Source organism: Streptomyces sp. NPDC048258 (genome assembly GCF_043201995.1).
Classification (GTDB): domain Bacteria; phylum Actinomycetota; class Actinomycetes; order Streptomycetales; family Streptomycetaceae; genus Streptomyces.
Map to the genome: position 1 here is coordinate 85,296 of NZ_JBICZH010000024.1, position 17,302 is coordinate 102,597.

The 17,302-nt window shown below is 71.3% G+C and carries 18 protein-coding genes; 9 read left to right on the forward strand and 9 right to left on the reverse strand.

The annotated features are described in order from the left end of the window. Positions 1 to 18: 18 nt before the first annotated feature. From ACGFYQ_RS35960 to ACGFYQ_RS35970, 3 genes are all read right to left on the reverse strand, one after another. Positions 19 to 891 carry a hypothetical protein gene (locus ACGFYQ_RS35960; RefSeq protein ID WP_393750482.1) on the reverse strand — a complete coding sequence of 291 codons (873 nt, stop codon included), beginning with the start codon at positions 889 to 891 and terminating at the stop codon, positions 19 to 21. A gap of 97 nt (positions 892 to 988) precedes the next feature. Then, positions 989 to 1,516, reverse strand: a complete 528-nt coding sequence (locus ACGFYQ_RS35965) for a hypothetical protein (protein ID WP_393750484.1) — start codon at positions 1,514 to 1,516, stop codon at positions 989 to 991. Positions 1,517 to 1,719: 203 nt separating this feature from the next. Then, on the reverse strand, positions 1,720 to 2,145 hold the full coding sequence (locus tag ACGFYQ_RS35970) for a DUF4345 domain-containing protein (RefSeq protein WP_393750486.1): 426 nt from the start codon (positions 2,143 to 2,145) through the stop codon (positions 1,720 to 1,722). Between the two features lie 84 nt (positions 2,146 to 2,229). Here ACGFYQ_RS35970 and ACGFYQ_RS35975 point away from each other — a divergent pair, with 84 nt between their 5' ends. Together ACGFYQ_RS35975 and thpR are read left to right on the forward strand one after the other, a co-directional pair. After that, positions 2,230 to 2,865 carry a TetR/AcrR family transcriptional regulator gene (locus ACGFYQ_RS35975; RefSeq protein WP_393750488.1) on the forward strand — a complete coding sequence of 212 codons (636 nt, stop codon included), beginning with the start codon at positions 2,230 to 2,232 and terminating at the stop codon, positions 2,863 to 2,865. Continuing rightward, a complete protein-coding gene (gene thpR, locus ACGFYQ_RS35980; RefSeq protein ID WP_393750490.1) occupies positions 2,862 to 3,482 on the forward strand; it encodes an RNA 2',3'-cyclic phosphodiesterase in 621 nt (206 codons plus the stop codon). Before ACGFYQ_RS35975 ends, thpR begins: the two co-directional genes overlap by 4 nt. A 15-nt stretch (positions 3,483 to 3,497) precedes the next feature. On the opposite strand, the gene ACGFYQ_RS35985 is transcribed toward thpR, so the two are convergent. Continuing rightward, positions 3,498 to 4,529 (reverse strand): saccharopine dehydrogenase family protein, encoded by a 1,032-nt coding sequence (locus ACGFYQ_RS35985; RefSeq protein WP_393750492.1) that lies wholly within the window; start codon positions 4,527 to 4,529, stop codon positions 3,498 to 3,500. A gap of 98 nt (positions 4,530 to 4,627) precedes the next feature. Here ACGFYQ_RS35985 and ACGFYQ_RS35990 point away from each other — a divergent pair, with 98 nt between their 5' ends. Continuing rightward, complete coding sequence (locus ACGFYQ_RS35990) at positions 4,628 to 5,581, forward strand: helix-turn-helix domain-containing protein (protein ID WP_393750494.1); 954 nt, start codon at positions 4,628 to 4,630, stop codon at positions 5,579 to 5,581. A gap of 30 nt (positions 5,582 to 5,611) precedes the next feature. Here ACGFYQ_RS35990 and ACGFYQ_RS35995 read toward each other — a convergent pair whose 3' ends face one another. Then, positions 5,612 to 6,541 carry a hypothetical protein gene (locus tag ACGFYQ_RS35995; RefSeq protein WP_393750496.1) on the reverse strand — a complete coding sequence of 310 codons (930 nt, stop codon included), beginning with the start codon at positions 6,539 to 6,541 and terminating at the stop codon, positions 5,612 to 5,614. A 210-nt stretch (positions 6,542 to 6,751) separates the two neighbouring features. Here ACGFYQ_RS35995 and ACGFYQ_RS36000 point away from each other — a divergent pair, with 210 nt between their 5' ends. Both ACGFYQ_RS36000 and ACGFYQ_RS36005 read left to right on the forward strand, forming a co-directional pair. Then, positions 6,752 to 7,108, forward strand: a complete 357-nt coding sequence (locus tag ACGFYQ_RS36000) for a VOC family protein (RefSeq protein ID WP_393750498.1) — start codon at positions 6,752 to 6,754, stop codon at positions 7,106 to 7,108. A 138-nt stretch (positions 7,109 to 7,246) separates the two neighbouring features. Then, entirely contained in the window at positions 7,247 to 9,643 is a 2,397-nt protein-coding gene (locus tag ACGFYQ_RS36005; RefSeq protein ID WP_393750500.1) for an ATP-binding cassette domain-containing protein, read from the forward strand. A gap of 41 nt (positions 9,644 to 9,684) precedes the next feature. Here the strand turns inward: ACGFYQ_RS36005 and ACGFYQ_RS36010 are convergent, their stop codons facing one another. Then, complete coding sequence (locus tag ACGFYQ_RS36010; protein WP_393750502.1) at positions 9,685 to 10,239, reverse strand: hypothetical protein; 555 nt, start codon at positions 10,237 to 10,239, stop codon at positions 9,685 to 9,687. Positions 10,240 to 10,545: 306 nt separating this feature from the next. Here ACGFYQ_RS36010 and ACGFYQ_RS36015 point away from each other — a divergent pair, with 306 nt between their 5' ends. Beyond that, positions 10,546 to 11,946 (forward strand): cytochrome P450, encoded by a 1,401-nt coding sequence (locus ACGFYQ_RS36015; RefSeq protein ID WP_393750504.1) that lies wholly within the window; start codon positions 10,546 to 10,548, stop codon positions 11,944 to 11,946. A gap of 76 nt (positions 11,947 to 12,022) precedes the next feature. Continuing rightward, positions 12,023 to 13,057 (forward strand): amidohydrolase family protein, encoded by a 1,035-nt coding sequence (locus tag ACGFYQ_RS36020; protein ID WP_393750506.1) that lies wholly within the window; start codon positions 12,023 to 12,025, stop codon positions 13,055 to 13,057. Positions 13,058 to 13,481: 424 nt separating this feature from the next. Here ACGFYQ_RS36020 and ACGFYQ_RS36025 read toward each other — a convergent pair whose 3' ends face one another. From ACGFYQ_RS36025 to ACGFYQ_RS36035, 3 genes are all read right to left on the reverse strand, one after another. Next, positions 13,482 to 13,655, reverse strand: coding sequence for a hypothetical protein (locus ACGFYQ_RS36025; protein ID WP_393750508.1), 174 nt, complete (start codon positions 13,653 to 13,655; stop codon positions 13,482 to 13,484). Positions 13,656 to 13,914: 259 nt separating this feature from the next. Next, positions 13,915 to 14,220, reverse strand: coding sequence for a hypothetical protein (locus ACGFYQ_RS36030; protein WP_393750510.1), 306 nt, complete (start codon positions 14,218 to 14,220; stop codon positions 13,915 to 13,917). Between the two features lie 168 nt (positions 14,221 to 14,388). Continuing rightward, positions 14,389 to 14,796, reverse strand: a complete 408-nt coding sequence (locus ACGFYQ_RS36035) for a DUF5133 domain-containing protein (protein WP_393750512.1) — start codon at positions 14,794 to 14,796, stop codon at positions 14,389 to 14,391. Positions 14,797 to 15,186: 390 nt separating this feature from the next. On the opposite strand from ACGFYQ_RS36035, the gene ACGFYQ_RS36040 reads away from it, so the two are divergent. Further along, positions 15,187 to 15,888 carry a UdgX family uracil-DNA binding protein gene (locus ACGFYQ_RS36040; protein WP_393750514.1) on the forward strand — a complete coding sequence of 234 codons (702 nt, stop codon included), beginning with the start codon at positions 15,187 to 15,189 and terminating at the stop codon, positions 15,886 to 15,888. A gap of 78 nt (positions 15,889 to 15,966) precedes the next feature. Continuing rightward, positions 15,967 to 17,196: an FUSC family protein gene (locus tag ACGFYQ_RS36045; protein WP_393750516.1), complete on the forward strand. Its 1,230-nt coding sequence runs from the start codon at positions 15,967 to 15,969 to the stop codon at positions 17,194 to 17,196. The last annotated feature ends 106 nt before the right edge of the window (positions 17,197 to 17,302 follow it).

Consider the following 17,302-nt stretch of genomic DNA (forward strand, 5'->3'; position numbering starts at 1 on the left):
TCCCTGGTGGGTTCGGCGTCAGGTGCGGGGTGGATGGAGGGTCATGGTCCAGGTGTGGACGGTGTGCCGGCTCGGGCGACCGGGGTGCGGCTCGGCGATGACCGCGGTGATGTACTCGCCGTCGCGGCGCAGAGCCTCTGTGCGGCCGGAGGCTTCGTCGGACGCGGAGGGCAGGAGCTCCGCGAGGACCGTGGCGCCGAGTCCGCGGTCAACGGCGCGCAGCACCCCCGCGTCGAGGACGAGGATGGTGCCGTCCTCCAGGACGAGCGGACGCGGGGCCGTGGGGCTGGTCAGGTGCGGGCCGCGTTCGACGACGCCGCCGGGCAGCAGGCGGACCACCCGGCTGCCGGTCGGAATGTTGCGGTCGGTCTCGACGACCCGGATGCCGGTGCCGACGACGTAGTGGCCGTAGCTGCGCCAGGAATCGGTCAGGACACCGCCGCGGTCGTACTCCCAGGTGTCGAAGAAGTCGTAGCCCTCCAGGCCGAGCAGGAAGCGGCCGCCGCGGAGGGCCGCACCGCGCTCGCCGCGCAGTTCGGCGATCTGGGTACCGTCCGACAGGTCGAGCAGCAGGGCCGGGCCGAGGTGGCCCCAGGGGGTGTACTCGAGCGAGTCCGTGGTGACCAGGACCCGGCCTCCGGTGATGTGGGCGGCGTTGGGCCGGCCCTCGCAGTGGTGGGTCCATCGGGTGCGGCCCGAGGCATCGACGCAGCGGACGCGCCCCACCCCGCCGTGGATGCGCAGACCGTCCCGCGAGGCGAGCGGCCGGACGTCTCCGGCACCGTACTGCTCGTACGGCGGACGGCCGGTTCTCCGCGCGTGGCCGACCACGCTGACACGCCAGTGTGCGGAGAACGCCTCCGCGCGGCCGCCCTCCCCCAGGTTCACCATGACCGCGATGCTAGGGGGTGTCCGGGCCTGGCCGCTGCCTCCGCGAGGACCCGCACGGCCGAGATCCGCTGACGTACACGCGTTCCGGCCTGCGGAGTCAGGCAGCTCGGCGACGTCGGTAGTAGGCGTAGGTGAGGGCGAGCACGATCGGGCCCCACAGCATCGCCGGGCTGATGCACACACGCGCCAGGACCATCCACCACCCGTTGCTGAAGCCGATCTCGTGGAAGCCCAGCAGACCGAACCAGGCGAGCGGCATGGTGTCCCACATCGCGACCAGGCCCAGTCCGCCCAAGGTCGCGGGAATGATCGCGGCGAGCGGCGCGACCCGCCGGCCGCCGATCAGCGGCACCCGGTCCGGGACCTTCTCGCCCCACCCGCTGACCAGGCCGGTGCAGAGCAGGGCCAGTGCCTCGGTGAGCACGCTCAGCCCGAAGACGTACGGCGTGCCCCACCACGGGAACGGCGGTGCCAACGGATCGACCATGCCCATCGAGAAGTTGAAGGCGAACGGCAGCCGCCACAGGCAGTGCGGCAGGACGATGAACGGAAGGGCCTTCGCGAGTCGGAGCGCCCAACGCGGGACCGGACGCTCGGTGTCGCCCAGAGAAAGGTTGATCGGCATGAGTCCACCGTCGCCGAACCCCGGCAACAGGGCGTCGGCCGCGCGGACGATCATGCTCCCCCGCGCGGGGGAGGCGCGTGCGCGTGCGGCCGGTGACGGGCCGGCCGCCCCCTGAGCGGCGGCCGCGCGCCGCCCACGGCCTCCGGATCACGCAGCGACCGCCGGGCCCCCGGGAGTTCGACCGGCTCGCCCACGGCGCTCCGTCATACGCCTTCGCCCTGGACCCGGGCCTGGACCCGGACCCCGAGCGCCTTCTCCTCGGCATCCGCCAGCCAGAAGAACAGCGGCGACAGCACCAGTTCGACGACCGCCAGCACCACCTGGAACCAGTGCGGCCACCCGAGCACGGCCAGGGACAGCAGCCGCCCGAGCGCACCCAGCAGGAACACCCCGGCCAGCCATCGCACCGCCCTCGCGGGGATCGGCGACTGCCGTGCTGCCCAGAGCCAGCCGAGGCCGTACCCGGCGAAGACCGCACCGAGGAACCGACCAAGGCTGTCGACCGTCGGGCCGGCCGAACCCGCGCCCGGGATCGCGGCGTTGCCGAGCAGCACGTGGAAGAGTCCGATCGCCACGCAGGCGTACCCCATCGTCCGTACGAGCCCCCGAAGCACCTTGACCCTGGTCATGGTCAGCCACCGCCCCTCCGCTAGTAGACATGCGTCCACCAGGCTACGGTCAACTAGTAGACCCATGTCAAGTAACATGCCCCCGTGTCTCCCCGTCAGCGGCTCAGCCCCGCCGAACGCCGCGCGCAGCTCCTCGCCGTCGCCGCGCAGCTTTTCGCCGCGCACCCCTACGACGACGTGCTGATGGAGGACGTCGCCGTGCGCGCCGGGGTCTCCCGCGCGCTGCTCTACCAGCACTTCCCCGGCAAGCGCGACCTCTTCGCCGCCCTCTACCAGCAGGTGGCCGAGCAACTGCTCTCCAAGACACGGCTCGACCCCGCCGACAGCCTGGTCGAGCAGCTCGTCGAGGGCTTGGACGCCCATATCGAGTACTTCGCGGAGAACCGCCACACCGTCCTGGCGGCGAACCGGGTACTGGCCGGCGACCGCCTGGTCCAGACGATCATCGCCGACGAACTGGACGCCCTGCGCGAACGGTTGCTCGGCGTGCTGCCGCTCGCCGACGACGGCACCCGGGAGGCCGTGTCGGGTGTCCTGAAGAGCTGGCTGGTGTTCGTCCAGGTGCTGTGCGTGGACTGGCTCACCGAGGAAACCTGCACCCGCGTCGAACTGCGCGACGTGTGCATCGGCGCCGTGCTGGGCGCCATCCGGCCGCTTCTCGACGAAGACCCGGCCCCGGACTGGCCCCCAGCCCCACAGCCCGTACGGAACAGCACATGACCGAACCACCCGAGAGCGGTACGAAGTCCCACGTGAACGAACATATCCAGGTCTCGACGGTGCGCGTGTTCATCGCCCTCGCCCCGCCCGACGACGCGAAGGAAGAGCTGGCACGCGAGCTGCGGCCCGCCTACGACGCGTACCCGCGCATGCGCTGGAACCGCATCGAGGACTGGCACATCACCCTGGCGTTCCTCGGCGAACTCCCGGTGACGGCCGTTCCCCTCCTGCAGCCGCCCCTCGCCGACCTCGCGGCCACACGCCGACCCCTACGACTGGCCCTGCGCGGCGGCGGTCACTTCGACGAGCGGGTGCTGTGGAGCGGGATCGACGGAGACCTCGAAGGGCTTCACCTCCTCGCCACCGAGGTGCGCACCGTGGCCGAGGAATGCGGCGTCGCCTTCGAAGCCCGGCCGCTGCGCCCCCATCTGACGCTGGCCCGCGCCCGCCGCAACGATCCCTCCAGCACGGTGGAAGCCGCGGCCGCCCTCGCCGCGTTCACCGGCCGCCCCTGGCAAGCCGAACGCCTGCACCTGGTCGGCAGCAACTTCAGCCGCGGCCCCGGCCCCATCCGCTACCGCGACATCGAAGCCTGGGACTTCGGCGGCGGGGTCTGAAAGCCCCGTGGACGGTCAGTGCGGGAGTTCGACCGACAGGTACGGGGCCAGCGCCCGGAGGAAGTCCGCCGCGTCGAACATGGCGCCGGCCGAGGCCACGCCCGTCGTCCTCGTGCGCCCGGCCAGGATTCGCTCGACGGCCTCCACCGCCAGCGGTGCGGTGACGGCGTAGATGTCCTGGCCGCGCGCCGTGGCGCGGCGCTCGACGCCACCCGCCCTGACCAGGACGTCGACGACGAACGTCTGGTCCGACCGCCCCAGGGCGTCGACCGGCTCCGGCGCCGGCGTGCTCTCCTCGGCCAAGTCCCTCGCGGCTTCGACGGTCATGTGGGTGCGGACTTCGGGCACGGCCAAGTGGCTGGGAACGGTGACGACATCGGCCATGGTGAACTCCGCGATCACCGCTCGTCGGCCCAGCGGCTCCGGAAAGAACCAGTCCTGCTCCGATGCCTTGTCGTCGTGGTACTGCAGCGCGCCGTCCGCGAACCGCACCCGGCGGCCCGCGCGACGCTCATGCGACACCTGACCCGCCGCCCGGGTGCCCGGTGTGGGATGCCAGCTGGTCAGCCCGTACGCGACGTGCACCACGTCCGCGGCAGTCCACTCCCCCATCGCCGCGGTCACCAGCAGGTCACCCAGTCCACCGTAGAAGGCCATCGCCGGCACCACGGGGACGGCCGCCTTCCGGGCTGCTTCCGCATGGTCGGCGAACATCGAGACGTTCGCCTCGATCTCCGCCGCGACGTCGACGTACGGGATCCCCGCGCGCAGGGCTGCCTCGACGACCGGGCCTCCCGTCACCGCGAACGGTCCGGCGCAGTTGACGACGGCCGCCGCGCCGGCGAGGGCCCGGTCAAGTGAACTCGCGTCGTCCACGGTGGCCGGCCGCACCACCACACCCGGCCACTCGGCCGCCAGCACCTCCAACTGAGCCGCGTCACGGCCGGAGACGACAGTGGCCAAGCCACGCCTTCGCAGTTCGGCGACGATGAAACGACCGGTGTGCCCCGTCGCCCCGTAGACCACAACCGCAGCCGCTGTACTCATGGTTCCCCCGCATCTCGATGTGCTGACGAGTCCAGTCTCGCCGCGGGCGGGCCCCGGCCGTGATGGTCCGGAACGACAGCACACGTACACTTTCGGACATGCCCACTGTCGCGCTGCTGACCGCCGGTCACCTGCTCCACTTCGAGCTGGGGGTGGCCTACGAGATCTTCGGCAATCCCCCGCGCGAAGCCACGCAGGGCTGGTACGACGTACTGCTCTGCGGGCCCGGGCCGGTGCGGGTCGGCCCGTTCGTGGTCGAGCCCGACCACGGGCTGGAGCGCGTGATCGGCGCCGACACCGTGATCGTGCCCGCCTGCGCCGACATCGATGATCCGCCGCCGCCGGAAGTGATCGAAGCCGTACGCGCGGCCCACGCGGCGGGTGCCCGGGTCGCCTCCCTGTGCACCGGAGCGTTCGTACTCGGCGCCGCGGGCCTGCTGGACGGCCGGCGGGCCACCACCCACTGGGCGCACGCCGCGGAGCTGAGCGCACGCCATCCGCGGGCCGTGGTCGACCCGGACGTGCTGTACACGGACAACGGCAGCGTGCTCACGGCCGCCGGCAAGGCCGCCGCCGTCGACCTCTGCCTCCATCTCATCCACCTCGACCACGGCGCCGCCATCGCCAACTCGGTCGCCCGCCGCCTCGTCATGCCGCCACACCGGCCCGGCGGTCAGGCCCAGTTCGTGGCCACGCCGATGCAGGTCACGGGCGACCACACGCTGGCCCAGTTGCTCGCCTGGGTCCGGCAACGGCTGGACCAGCCGCTGACCGTGACCGACATGGCGCGGCAGGCGAACACGAGCCCGCGCAATCTCGGACGGCAGTTCCACTCGGTGATCGGGCAGACGCCGATCCAGTGGCTCATAGCCCAGCGCGTACGTCGCGCCCAGGAGCTGCTGGAGGCCACCGACGAGACGATCGAGGCGGTCGCCCTCGCCACCGGCATGGGTACCGCCACGACACTTCGGCGCCAGTTCAAACGGATCGTCGGGGTCCCGCCAGACAGCTACCGCCGCTCGTTCCACAACGGAGAGCCGGCCTGCACCTGATCACCGGCGGGTGGTGTTCGGCGGCCGGGGTCAGGCTCCGCAGAACGGCATGTTCCGCACGTATCCGCCGGCGTTCTCGTCGTCGGTTCCCAGGAGGGCGTCGGCGGACCCGGGCAGACACTCCACCCCCTCGACCTTGTACCCCGGGAACGTCCCGAGAACGGTCGGGGACGACGCGGGCGTGACCCGTACCCGGCCCGCGGCGGACACGGTCACCCGGCCCGCCTCGCTCACCGCGGAGTCGAACGGGCCGTCGTCACCGGCGTCCGCCGCCGAACTCACGATGATCCGGCCGGAGTCGGTCACCGAGATGTCGGAGATGTGCCGCGAGCCGTCGTCGGTCGGGTACGCCGCCCGGTAGGCCCGGCGCGTCACGGCGCCGAACAACGGCTGCCCCCACGGCGCGAACGTCAGGGGCGCCGCGTACAGCGTGGCGGGACGATCCGCGCCGGCTCCCCGGTCCGCCCACAGGGCGGCGAGCTTCCCGTTCTGGGCGACGACCGCAAGGCTCTCGAAGTCGTCGCCCTCGCCGATCGCCGGCAGCGGCGCGTAGTCGACGACCGTCGCCGTGGACCCGGTGACCTTCAGGCGGTAGACGATGCCGCGGCCGACGACCGCCAGGTACTCCCCCGGCATCCCGGGGATGGCTTCGACGGCCTCCAGGTCCTGGGGTTCCGCCCCGTCCCAGGTGATCGGGGAGATTCCGTCGGCGCCCTCCCGGTGGCTGATCCGGGACAGACGCGGCTGCCCGGACCGCTTGTTGTCGTGCACGACCAGCACGTGCACCCCTGCTCCGTCTTCGGTACGGCCTTCGAACGCCAGGCCGCTGACACCGCCGCGGGCGTCGCCGCCCACCTTCTGCCATTCGCCGGCCGCGCCCGCCGGGGCGGTGCCGAGCACCGTCACCAGCGCGGTCGCCGCGGTGAACCAGGCCATGCGCTGCAACATCGGGAGTTTCATCGGGCCGCCCGCCTTACCCGTCGGAGGACGAATCCGGGTGGACGGCCCAGCACGCCGGATCATCGTCACCTACTGAGCCGGGCCGCCCTCCAACCGATCAGGAATGGAGAAGCGTCGGCCCCCGAGCCGCAGCTAGCGTGAAGGCCATGGGCATCACCGCTCACGCGAGTGGTGGTCCGCCTCCCTCACCCCACCACTTCAGGAGTGATCATGACCAGCTCTTCCACCCAGGGGATCAAGACCGTTCTGCATCCCGTTTCCGACCTGGCGAAGGCCAAGGGCGTGTACGCCGCCCTGCTCGGCGTGTCGCCGCAGACCGACGAGTCCTACTACGTCGGCTTCGAGGCCGCGGGCCAGCACATCGGGCTGGTGCCCGGCGGTGCGGCGCAGGGCATGACCTCACCGGTGGCCTACTGGCACGTGCCGGACCTCGAGGCGAAGCTCGCCGAGGTGACCGCCGCGGGTGCCACCGTGAAGGAGCCCGCGCACGACGTCGGCGGCGGCCGCCTGGTGGCCACCGTCACCGACCCCGACGGCAACGTCCTCGGGCTGCTCCAGGACCGATGAGCCCCGGCGCCGGGGCCCAGAGGCTCCACGTGCCGAAGCGAAGGAAAACCGGACCTACTGCCTGAGACTGGTTGGATCGAGCCAGGCGACGCCGACGGAGACCGCGACGGGCGGCCCCGCGCAACGGATGGAGACACGATGAGCAAGGCCACGAGGACGGACACGCGGCCGCCTGCGCAGCACGTTGCCGACAGCCACGACCTGATCCGCGTGCACGGCGCGCGCGTGAACAACCTCAAGGACGTCAGCATCGAGATCCCGAAGCGCCGGCTGACGGTGTTCACCGGTGTCTCAGGGTCGGGCAAGAGCTCGCTGGTGTTCGGCACGATCGCCGCGGAGTCGCAGCGGCTGATCAACGAGACCTACAGCGCCTTCGTGCAGGGCTTCATGCCGACACTGGCGCGGCCGGAGGTCGACGTACTCGAAGGGCTGACGACCGCGATCCTCGTCGACCAGCAGCGGCTGGGCGCCGATCCGCGCTCCACGGTCGGCACCGCCACCGACGCCAACGCGATGCTGCGCATCCTCTTCAGCAGGCTCGGGAAGCCGCACATCGGCTCGCCCAACGCGTTCTCCTTCAACGTCGCCTCGGTCCGGGCGAGCGGTGCGGTCACGGTCGAACGGGGCGCGGACAAGACCAGGACCGTGAAGCGGACCTTCACCCGCACCGGCGGCATGTGTACGCGCTGCGAAGGCCGGGGCACGGTCTCCGACATCGACCTCACCCAGCTCTACGACGACTCCAAGTCGATCGCCGAGGGCGCGTTCACCATCCCCGGCTGGAAGTCGGACAGCTTCTGGACCGTGCGGGTCTACGCCGAGTCGGGCCTCCTCGACCCGGACAAGCCGATCCGCAAGTTCACCAAGAGGGAGATGCAGGACTTCCTCTACCGGGAGCCGACCAAGGTGAAGGTCGAGGGCGTCAACCTCACCTACGAGGGGCTGATCCCCAAGATCCAGAAGTCGTTCCTGTCCAAGGACAAGGAGGCGATGCAGCCGCACATCCGGGCGTTCGTGGAGCGGGCGGTCACCTTCACCACGTGCCCCGAGTGCGACGGCACCCGGCTCAGCGAGGCGGCCCGGTCGTCACGGATCGGCAAGATCAACATCGCCGACGCCTGCGCGATGCAGATCAGCGACCTGGCCGAATGGGTCCGCGGCCTCGACGAGCCGTCGGTGGCGCCGCTGCTCGCCGCGCTGCGGGGGACCCTCGACTCGTTCGCGGAGATCGGCCTCGGCTACCTCTCGCTCGACCGGCCGTCGGGCACGCTGTCGGGCGGCGAGGCGCAGCGCGTGAAGATGATCCGCCACCTCGGGTCCTCGCTCACCGACACGACGTACGTCTTCGACGAGCCCACCATCGGCCTGCACCCCCATGACATCCAGCGGATGAACGACCTGCTGCTGCGGCTGCGGGACAAGGGCAACACGGTGCTCGTCGTCGAGCACAAGCCCGAGGCGATCGCGATCGCCGACCACGTCGTGGACCTCGGCCCCGGCGCCGGTACGGCGGGCGGCACCGTCTGCTTCGAGGGCACCGTCGAGGGACTGCGGTCCGGCGGCACCGTCACCGGCCGCCATTTCGACGACCGGGCCGCGGTCAAGGAGGCGGTACGCAAGCCCACCGGCACGCTGGAGATCCGCGGTGCGACGACGCACAACCTGCGCGACGTCGACGTCGACATCCCGCTCGGGGTGCTCTGCGTCGTCACCGGCGTCGCCGGCTCCGGCAAGAGCTCGCTCGTGCACGGCTCGATCCCTTCCGGCGAAGGTGTGGTGTCGATCGACCAGGGCGCCATCCGCGGCTCGCGCCGGAGCAACCCGGCGACGTACACCGGACTGCTCGACCCGATCCGCAAGGCGTTCGCCAAGGCCAACGGCGTGAAGCCGGCGCTGTTCAGCGCCAACTCCGAGGGCGCCTGCCCCACCTGCAACGGCGCCGGCGTCATCTACACCGACCTGGCGATGATGGCCGGCGTCGCCACCCCGTGCGAGGAGTGCGAGGGGAAGCGGTTCCAGGCAGCGGTGCTGGACTACCACCTCGGCGGCCGCGACATCAGCGAGGTGCTCGCGATGTCGGTGACCGAGGCCGAGGAGTTCTTCGGTGCCGGCGAGGCGCACACGCCGGCCGCGCACCGCGTCCTGGGCCGGCTCGCCGACGTCGGGCTCGGCTACCTCAACATCGGCCAGCCGCTCACCACGCTGTCCGGCGGCGAGCGGCAGCGGCTCAAGCTGGCCACCCAGATGGCCGAGAAGGGCGGCGTCTACGTCCTCGACGAGCCGACCGCCGGACTGCACCTGGCCGACGTCGAGCAACTGCTCGGCCTGCTCGACCGGCTCGTCGACTCGGGCAAGTCGGTCATCGTCGTCGAGCACCACCAGGCGGTCATGGCGCACGCCGACTGGATCATCGACCTCGGCCCCGGCGCCGGCCACGACGGTGGCCGGATCGTCTTCGAGGGCACACCCGCCGACCTCGTCGCCGCCCGCTCCACCCTCACCGGCGAGCACCTCGCGGCGTACGTCGGCAGCTGACCCGCCCGCGCCGCCGCCCGTTGACCGTCAGGTGGACGGCTTCAGGTGGACGGCTTCGGACGGGTGGTGCCGGGAAGGCAGGTCACCTTCGGGTTGTACGTCTGGAACGCGCCCATGGGGTTCTTCTTCCAGAGCCACAGGTGCAGGGCGTAGTGGACCGGCTGGCCCGGGAAGTTGCCGCGCTGCGGGCCCTGGAAGGGGGTGTCGAACAAGGTGGGCCGGTCGTCGTCCGTCGCCGTGTCCTGGTCACGGTCGTAGACCAGCCACTGGACCCCGACGAGGCGTTTGCCCCCGTGCCCGTCGTCCTCGTAGAATAGTGCGGCGGGCTTCGCCGGGTCGAGGGAATTGTCGAGCGAGTGGTTGAAGTGCGGGTAGCCGAGCGCCCCCGGCCCCGCCCGGTTGGCCACGCAGTACTTGTCCGGCACGTAGCCGGCCTTCACCGCGTTGGAGTGCTGGTGGAACCGGGCGGTGGCCTCGTACGTGAGGGCGCGGGCGAGCGCGGCTTCGCCGGTATCGGCTCCAGCCGCGGGAGCGGCGACGAGCGCCAGGGCCAGCGAGGCAGCGGTCGTGAGGACCGGGGCGAGACATCGGACCATGCGCGGACTCCTTGGGGCGGGCTGGCTTCACTGGCAGCAGCCTGACCCGCGATCCGTCGGCCCGCCACACGGCCCGACGGCTCGGCTGACGGCCGGTCGGGTGACGGCGGACCGGGCCCCGCAGACCCCGTCGGTACGGTCGACCGCCGGGCCTGTCGAGCCCCCTCCCGATCCGGCCGGGGCAGCCCGGGACGGTGACGTACGCCGGAAACGGCTCACCCCATCGAGCCAAGGGTGGTTTCACGCCACGCTCCCGCAGGGAACCCGTGTGTCCGCAGAACTCGAGTGTCACGGAGGGTGCGGAACATGACGCAGGAGAACGCGGCACCGGACAGCGGCGGTGCGCCGCTGCAGGACCTCGTGTCGGCCGTGTCCAGGGGTGCGCCGGAATACCGGGCATGCCCCCACCCCGTCTACGCCGCGCTGCGCGAGCAGGCCCCGGTGTGCCTGCTGACGCCTCCGCACGGGGTCGACACCTATCTCATCACCCGCTACGAAGACGCCCGGGACGCCCTGTCGGACCCGCGCTTCAGCAAGGACATGCGTGGGGCCATCGACACGTACCACGCCGTGTACGGCAGCTTCTTCGACGCGCTCGACGACAACGTCCTGTTCTCGGACCCGCCCCGGCACACGCGGCTGCGCCGAGCCCTCCGCAGCGGCTTCACCCCCCGCCGCGTGGAGGAGATGAGGCCGAAGATCACCGCGATCGCCGAGAGCCTCCTAGGCGCATGCAGGAAGAGCGACACGGTCGACCTGATGTCGTCGTTCGCCTTCCCGCTCCCGATCGCGGTCCTGTGCGACCTGATGGGCATCCCCGAGGGGGACCGTCCCGAGCTCCTGGGCCACTTCGCGGTGGTGACGCGCGCGAGGTTCGATCCCCGGATGCGGGAGGAGCTGCAAGCGGCCGAGGAGTGGCTGCGGGACCGGTTGGCACAGCTCATCGCGTACACCCGCGCCCATCCGTCGGATTCGTTCCTCAGCGACCTCATCCAGGCGGACGAGGCTCTGGACGACGCGGAACTGACCTCGTCGTTGTGGGTCCTCTTCTTCGCCGGCCACAAGACCACCGCGTTCCAGATCGGCAATTCCGTGCTGGATCTGCTGCTCCATCCGGATCAGCTGGAGAAGCTCCGGAAGGACCCGCTGCTGATTCCGCAGGCGGTCGAGGAGATCGTACGGTTCGAGGGGTCCGTGGAGACGTCGACCTTCCGGTACGCGAAGGAGGACGCGGAGATCCGGGGAACGGTGATCCCCAAGGGCTCCCTCGTCCAGATCGCCATTTCCTCGGCGAACCGCGACCCCGAGAAGTTCGACTCCCCCGACGTCCTGGACGTGACACGCGAGGGACTCCAGGGCACGCACCTGGGCTTCGGCCACGGCACTCACTACTGCCTGGGCGCTCCGTTGGCACGGCTCGAACTCGAGATCGCCCTCTCCTGCCTCCTGCGGGAGTTCCCGGAGATGGAGCCGGCGAACACGGAGGACGGGAAGAAGGGGGCTTGGCTCACGGGGCCGGTGGCGGCATTCCGGGGGCTCCAGGAACTCCGGCTCGTCCTGGAACCGTCCCGGCCGGCCATGTCCCCCGCCCCGGGGTCCGTGCCCGCGATGACGTCCTCCGTCGCCGCGGTGGTCACCGTAACCTCCGCGACCTCTCCGACCTCTACGACCTCCGTGAACGCCGGAGACCGACCGACCACCAACTGACCGAGTGACCGACTGACCGACTGACCGACTGACCAACTGACCAACTGGCCCAGACCCGACGGACGGTGGATTTGGCATGACGGATTCCGCAAGCACTTCCAGGCTGAGTCTCCTCGGAACGTCGGCGGACGAGCCGCTGGTCTCTGCCGCACACGGCACACCGTCGAAGATCGACATGCATCAGCACTTCTGCGCACCGGAGTGGCGCGAGTGGGCCGGGCGCCACGGGCTGATCAAGCCCGAAAAACTGCCTCCGTGGTCACGGCTGGACACCGATGCCGCGGTCGGCTTCATGGACAGGGCGGGCATCGCGACAGCCGTCCTCAAGCCCATGCTGCCGGCGCGCTACCGTTCATCGGCACAGCTGCGTGAAGCGATCAACATCACGCTCCAGTCGGCGCTGGAGGTCGCGAGTTCCCATCCGGGGCGGTTCTCGTTCTACGTGCCGCTGTTCCTCGACGACCCCGACGCGTCGTCCTGGGCCGTACGTCGCGGACTCGGGCAGCTGGGCGCCGTCGGCGTGAACGTGACGGCCAACTACGGGGGCGTCTACCTGGGCGATCCCACCTATGACCGCGTGTTTCACGAGCTGAACGACCTTTCCGCCGTGGTCGACACCCATCCGCACAACCTCCCGGACGGCGCGCCCGGGGCGGTGACGGTTCCGGGCATTCCGAACTTCATGTGCGACTTCCTGCTGGACACGACGCGGGCCGCGGTCAACATGATCACCCATCGGACCCTCGACCGCTTCCCGAACATTTCCGTCATCCTGCCGCACGCCGGCGGCTTCCTGCCGTACATCGCGGGGCGCTTGGAGGCTCTCGGACGGTTCTGCGACCCGCCCCTCGAACCTGCCGCGGTACGCGACCACTTGCGACGCTTCTACTACGACACGGCGGGCCCGATGGCAGGCGCGGCAACGCTCCTCGACCACGTGCCCGCCGACCACATCCTCTTCGGCACGGACTATCCCGCCGCTCCCGCCGACACCGTCACGAACCTGGCGATCCCCGCTCTGGAGACGGACCCCGCCTTCAGCCCGGGGCAGCTGAAGGGGATCTACCACGACAACGCACTACGCCTGATTCCGCAGTTGGCAAGCGTCTGACCGCCGCCGGCCCGCGCATCAGCGGTGGATCCACCATTCCTCGTTCCCTCGAGGAACCGGGCCACGGCCCCTGCCCTCGTCCGCGCGACCGCCGACACCGCCACGTAGCTGCGGCCGGAGCTCGTACGTCCGAGGGCCACGTCGCCGAACGGGTTGAACGCCCAGCCGAATGCCGTTTCGACCGGGGAGTCCTGGGCGGGCGGCCTATAGCCGGAGGGGACCGTGCGCGGGATCGCGGGCAGTGGCCGCGGATCGTCCGACCGCCATGAGCCGTTGCTGAGGCGCAGCTGGTACACGAGGAGCTGAAGGCGGTGCGAGAGGGCGCAGACGGTCGCGACCAACGCAGCCGGTTTCTCGGCGCACGTGTAGTCGGGGCCGTCGCCCAGGGCCGTGACGAAACCGAGGTGGGCGCTCTTGAGCCGGGTCAGCCCAGGATCGTGTCCAAGGTCCCGGGGTGCGCGGGCGCAGCCGCCGCTCCGACCGCGGTGGCGGGGTCGCCCGCCGGGGGGGCGCCCGCCGGAGGGGAGGACCTGATCCGGAAGCGATCCTCGACCGCCTCCCCGGGCCGGATGACCGTGAAGCGCAGCAGCTCATCCATGGCGTTCTCCTGACCTGACCCGGCACGGGGAGTGAGCGACACGAGAGGCGGGCACGGGGGCCGGTGGGACCGCGGAAGCTCCGGCGGCGATCGAGGAGACATCGGTGGCGGCAGGCGAGGTGACGGACTGAGGAAAATCACCCGAGTGGGGGACGCCATTCACTGCGGAAACGGCACTGCACCGACATTCGCCGACGAAGCGCTGGACGCGGACGCATGCGCGGACCGCACGTCGTCCGCGATCGGTGGGACGACGGGGTCAGAAGTCACCGCTCCAGCTGCTGCCCGTACTGTCGGAACCCCAACTGTTGCCGGTGTTGTCGGAGTTGTGCCAGATGGCGGGATCGCCACTGCTCCCACCGGTCGCATCGCGTCGCCGCCGCCTCGGATAGGGGGAACGCGCATCCGGGCGCCCCGCGCCCCCGCCGGGCGTGAGGGTCCGAATGTGGCGGGCCCGCAGACCCGCGACGGCCGCCGCGACGCCGGCCACGCCGACGAGGGTCCACGCGACTGCCTTCTTCTGCATGCCCATGCCGTCCTCCGGAAGGTTCGAGTGGTCGGTCAACCAGCTGTGGTGCGCGTCCTCGACACCATGACGGCGATCGCGCCCCGGAGCAAGTGCCGCCCGTGGGCCACGGCTCGTTCGCGGCGAGGCCGTGGCGGACACGACGCGCCCCGGCTCGCTTCGCCGCTCTCACCCCGGTCCCCCGAACCGGGAAGACCGGCGACGGGCTCAGGAATCCGGGTGTGTGGCCACGTACTCGCCGGCCTCCCGCAGGGCCTGGTGTGCGGTGCGCCGGCCCATCATGACGCACAGCGTGTAGGCCGCGTCGTCGAGCGCCTGCCGGGCCTCCGCTCCGGACGGATCCGCCCGGAGCCGGGCATGGGAAATACGGAAACGATCCAGCACCTCGGTCACCCGGCCGAGGCCGGGCAGCAGCGCGCAGGACGGCTCGGTGACCGGGGCGCGGGCCGCTTCGACCGCCAGCCGCAGCGCACGCTCGATCCGCCGCGGCGGTTGCCCGCCTCGCGAACGCTCCACCAACGCCGTCACCATCTGCCGCGCCGTGACGGCGGCCATGCTCGCCGCCGCGTCGAGGATCTCCCGCGCCGCCGAAGCGGTGCACGGGGTCGCCGCCATGAGGATCCCGAGCGCCCACCCCGTCGTCGGCTCCTCGACGACAGGCCGTACGGGACTTCGACCAGCATCTGCGCATACTCCCACCGCGTCAGGTGGCCACTGCTCGGAAGCAGCAGGAAGCGTCACGTGCCATCTCCTCGTCTGGGCCGGGTCCGTGCTGGCAAGCAGTATGGGAGCTGCGCGCGCACAGGGGGACGCGGCACACCCACGCAGCGTGTCGAGTCCCCCCGGACAGTGAAGTCGCCGCGGTGGGGCGGGCAGGCGCACATGGACGAACCCGACGGCTGCGGACGGGATCGCCCGGCGCGGTGACACGCGGTGGTCGACGCGGACGACGTACAGTGCGCGGGCCGTCCTCGGACCCCGACGGCGGAGGACGGTGATGCCCCCATGAACGCGCGTACGGACACCGGCGATGGCCGCGACGCCGCCGCGGGAACGCAATACGACGCCGGCCCCTACGTCCCCCGCCGGGGCGGAATCGACGACCTCCGCCGAGCCGCCGCCTCGTGCCGCGGCTGCCCGCTGTTCGCGGAGGCCACGCGGACGGTCTTCGGAGCCGGGCCGCCGGAGTCCCGTGTGGTACTGGTCGGGGAGCAGCCCGGCGATCAGGAGGACCGCAAGGGCGAACCCTTCGTCGGGCCGGCCGGAGCACTGTTGCGCAAAGCACTGGACGAGGCCGGGATCGACGACGAACCCGTCTATTTCACCAACGCCGTCAAGCACTTCAAGTTCACCGTCTCCGAGCGCGGCAAACGGCGTATCCACAAGGCGCCGAACCTGCGCGAGATGAAGGCTTGCCGGCCCTGGCTCGCCGCGGAGCTGCGCCTCATCGAGCCCGAGCTGGTGGTGGCCCTCGGCGGTACGGCCGGCAAGGCGCTCCTCGGCAGCTCCTTCCGGGTGAACGAGCAGCGCGGCGTACTGCGGCCGATGCCCGCGCCGGACGCCCTGGGCGAGGATGCGGCCGAGCCGGGGCACGCGCAGCTGCTCGCCACCGTGCACCCCTCCGCCGTACTCCGTGCCGCCGACCGGGAGTCGGCCTATCAGGGCCTGCTCGCCGATCTGCGCGTCGCCGCGACGGCCCTGGGCTGATCCGGCGGACGCGCCTGGTCGGGCCGAAGGCCGGAGGGGTGGCGCGTGCGCCGGGGCCGACAGGGAAGGCGCAGGCGTATGACGCAGACAATTGCCCCACTACGACAGTTCGTACGGCGGCGACAGGAGCCCGCCGTCGCCCAGGCGCTCCGCTCCACCGCCGCCGCCGTCGTCTCGTACGTCGTCGCGCTCCAGCTCAGCAGCGAACCGGCGCCGCTCACCGCACCGCTCACCGCGCTGCTCGTGGTGCAGGTGACCCTCTACACCACGCTCACCACCGGGGTCCGCCGCGTCAACTCCGTCGTCGCCGGGGTCCTCATCGCGATCGGCTTCAGCGCCCTGGTGGGGCTGACCTGGTGGAGTCTGGGCCTGATCATCCTTGCCTCGCTCGTCATCGGTCGCGTGGTCAAGGCGGGCGAGTTCGTCCCGGAGGTCGCGATCAGCGCGATGCTGGTCCTGGGCGTGACCAGGGTGGCGGACACCGCCTGGGACCGGGTTCTGGAGACGCTGATCGGCGCCGCCGTCGGTCTTCTCTTCAACGTCCTGTTCGTTCCGCCCGTCTGGGTGCGGCCCGCCAGCGACGCCATCACCGACCTCGCCGCGCGCATGCGGACCCTGCTCCAGCACATCGGCGGCGAACTGGGCGGCAGCACGACGGTGGAGGAGGCGGCCGCCCGGCTGCACGAGGCGCGCCGCCTCGACAACGACATCGCCCAGGTCGACGGTGCGCTCAGGCAGGCGGAGGACAGCCTGCGGCTGAACCCCCGCGTGCGCGAGGGCGCCCTGTTCAGTCTGGTTCTGCGCACCGGGCTCGATACGCTGGAGATCTGCGCGGTCGTGCTGCGCGTGTCCTGCCGTACGCTCACCGATCTCGCCAAGGTGAGGGTGGAGCAGCCCCTTCTGCCGCCTGCCATCAGCGGAGCCCTGCACGACCTGTACGGCCACATGGCCATGGCCGTGGAGGCCTTCGCCGAGCTGATCACGGCGCAGGTCAGCGCCAACGCCGAGGAAGCCGAAGCCAGGCTGACCAAGGAGCTGAGCACGGCGCGCTCCAGCCGTGAGCGCCTCGCCGTGCTCCTGCTGGAACAGGTCCGCGACCATCCCGGGGAATGGCAGCTGCACGGGGCGCTGCTCGCCGAAGCGGACCGGGTGCTGGACGAACTCGGGGTCGAGAAGCGTTCGGAACGGCTCCTGGAGGAGCTCGACCGGCACGCGCGCGAGCAGCGGGAACGCTTCCCGCGCCTGCACGGGCTGGCCCAGCGCCTGCGCCGGGAGCCGTCCCGGTTCGAAGACGGTTCGGGCGGATAGCCGCGCGGCCGCGCGACGGCACGGGCTGCCGATCGGACCGGCCTCGCTCCCCCGGGCGTGACAGCGAGGGCGGCCTCGTTCGCCCCGGGCGTGACAGCGAGGGCGT

Coding starts and splice junctions, on each gene's coding strand:
- ACGFYQ_RS36020 (WP_393750506.1), top strand. CDS start 12,023: ATGACGGATTCCGCAAGCACTTCCAGGCTGAGTCTCCTCGGAACGTCG.
- thpR (WP_393750490.1), top strand. CDS start 2,862: ATGACCGAACCACCCGAGAGCGGTACGAAGTCCCACGTGAACGAACAT.
- ACGFYQ_RS35960 (WP_393750482.1), bottom strand. CDS start 891: ATGGTGAACCTGGGGGAGGGCGGCCGCGCGGAGGCGTTCTCCGCACAC.
- ACGFYQ_RS35970 (WP_393750486.1), bottom strand. CDS start 2,145: ATGACCAGGGTCAAGGTGCTTCGGGGGCTCGTACGGACGATGGGGTAC.
- ACGFYQ_RS36010 (WP_393750502.1), bottom strand. CDS start 10,239: ATGGTCCGATGTCTCGCCCCGGTCCTCACGACCGCTGCCTCGCTGGCC.
- ACGFYQ_RS35990 (WP_393750494.1), top strand. CDS start 4,628: ATGCCCACTGTCGCGCTGCTGACCGCCGGTCACCTGCTCCACTTCGAG.
- ACGFYQ_RS36035 (WP_393750512.1), bottom strand. CDS start 14,796: ATGGCGGCGACCCCGTGCACCGCTTCGGCGGCGCGGGAGATCCTCGAC.
- ACGFYQ_RS35965 (WP_393750484.1), bottom strand. CDS start 1,516: ATGCCGATCAACCTTTCTCTGGGCGACACCGAGCGTCCGGTCCCGCGT.
- ACGFYQ_RS36005 (WP_393750500.1), top strand. CDS start 7,247: ATGAGCAAGGCCACGAGGACGGACACGCGGCCGCCTGCGCAGCACGTT.
- ACGFYQ_RS35985 (WP_393750492.1), bottom strand. CDS start 4,529: ATGAGTACAGCGGCTGCGGTTGTGGTCTACGGGGCGACGGGGCACACC.
- ACGFYQ_RS36025 (WP_393750508.1), bottom strand. CDS start 13,655: ATGGATGAGCTGCTGCGCTTCACGGTCATCCGGCCCGGGGAGGCGGTC.
- ACGFYQ_RS36040 (WP_393750514.1), top strand. CDS start 15,187: ATGAACGCGCGTACGGACACCGGCGATGGCCGCGACGCCGCCGCGGGA.
- ACGFYQ_RS36000 (WP_393750498.1), top strand. CDS start 6,752: ATGACCAGCTCTTCCACCCAGGGGATCAAGACCGTTCTGCATCCCGTT.
- ACGFYQ_RS36045 (WP_393750516.1), top strand. CDS start 15,967: ATGACGCAGACAATTGCCCCACTACGACAGTTCGTACGGCGGCGACAG.
- ACGFYQ_RS35995 (WP_393750496.1), bottom strand. CDS start 6,541: ATGAAACTCCCGATGTTGCAGCGCATGGCCTGGTTCACCGCGGCGACC.
- ACGFYQ_RS36015 (WP_393750504.1), top strand. CDS start 10,546: ATGACGCAGGAGAACGCGGCACCGGACAGCGGCGGTGCGCCGCTGCAG.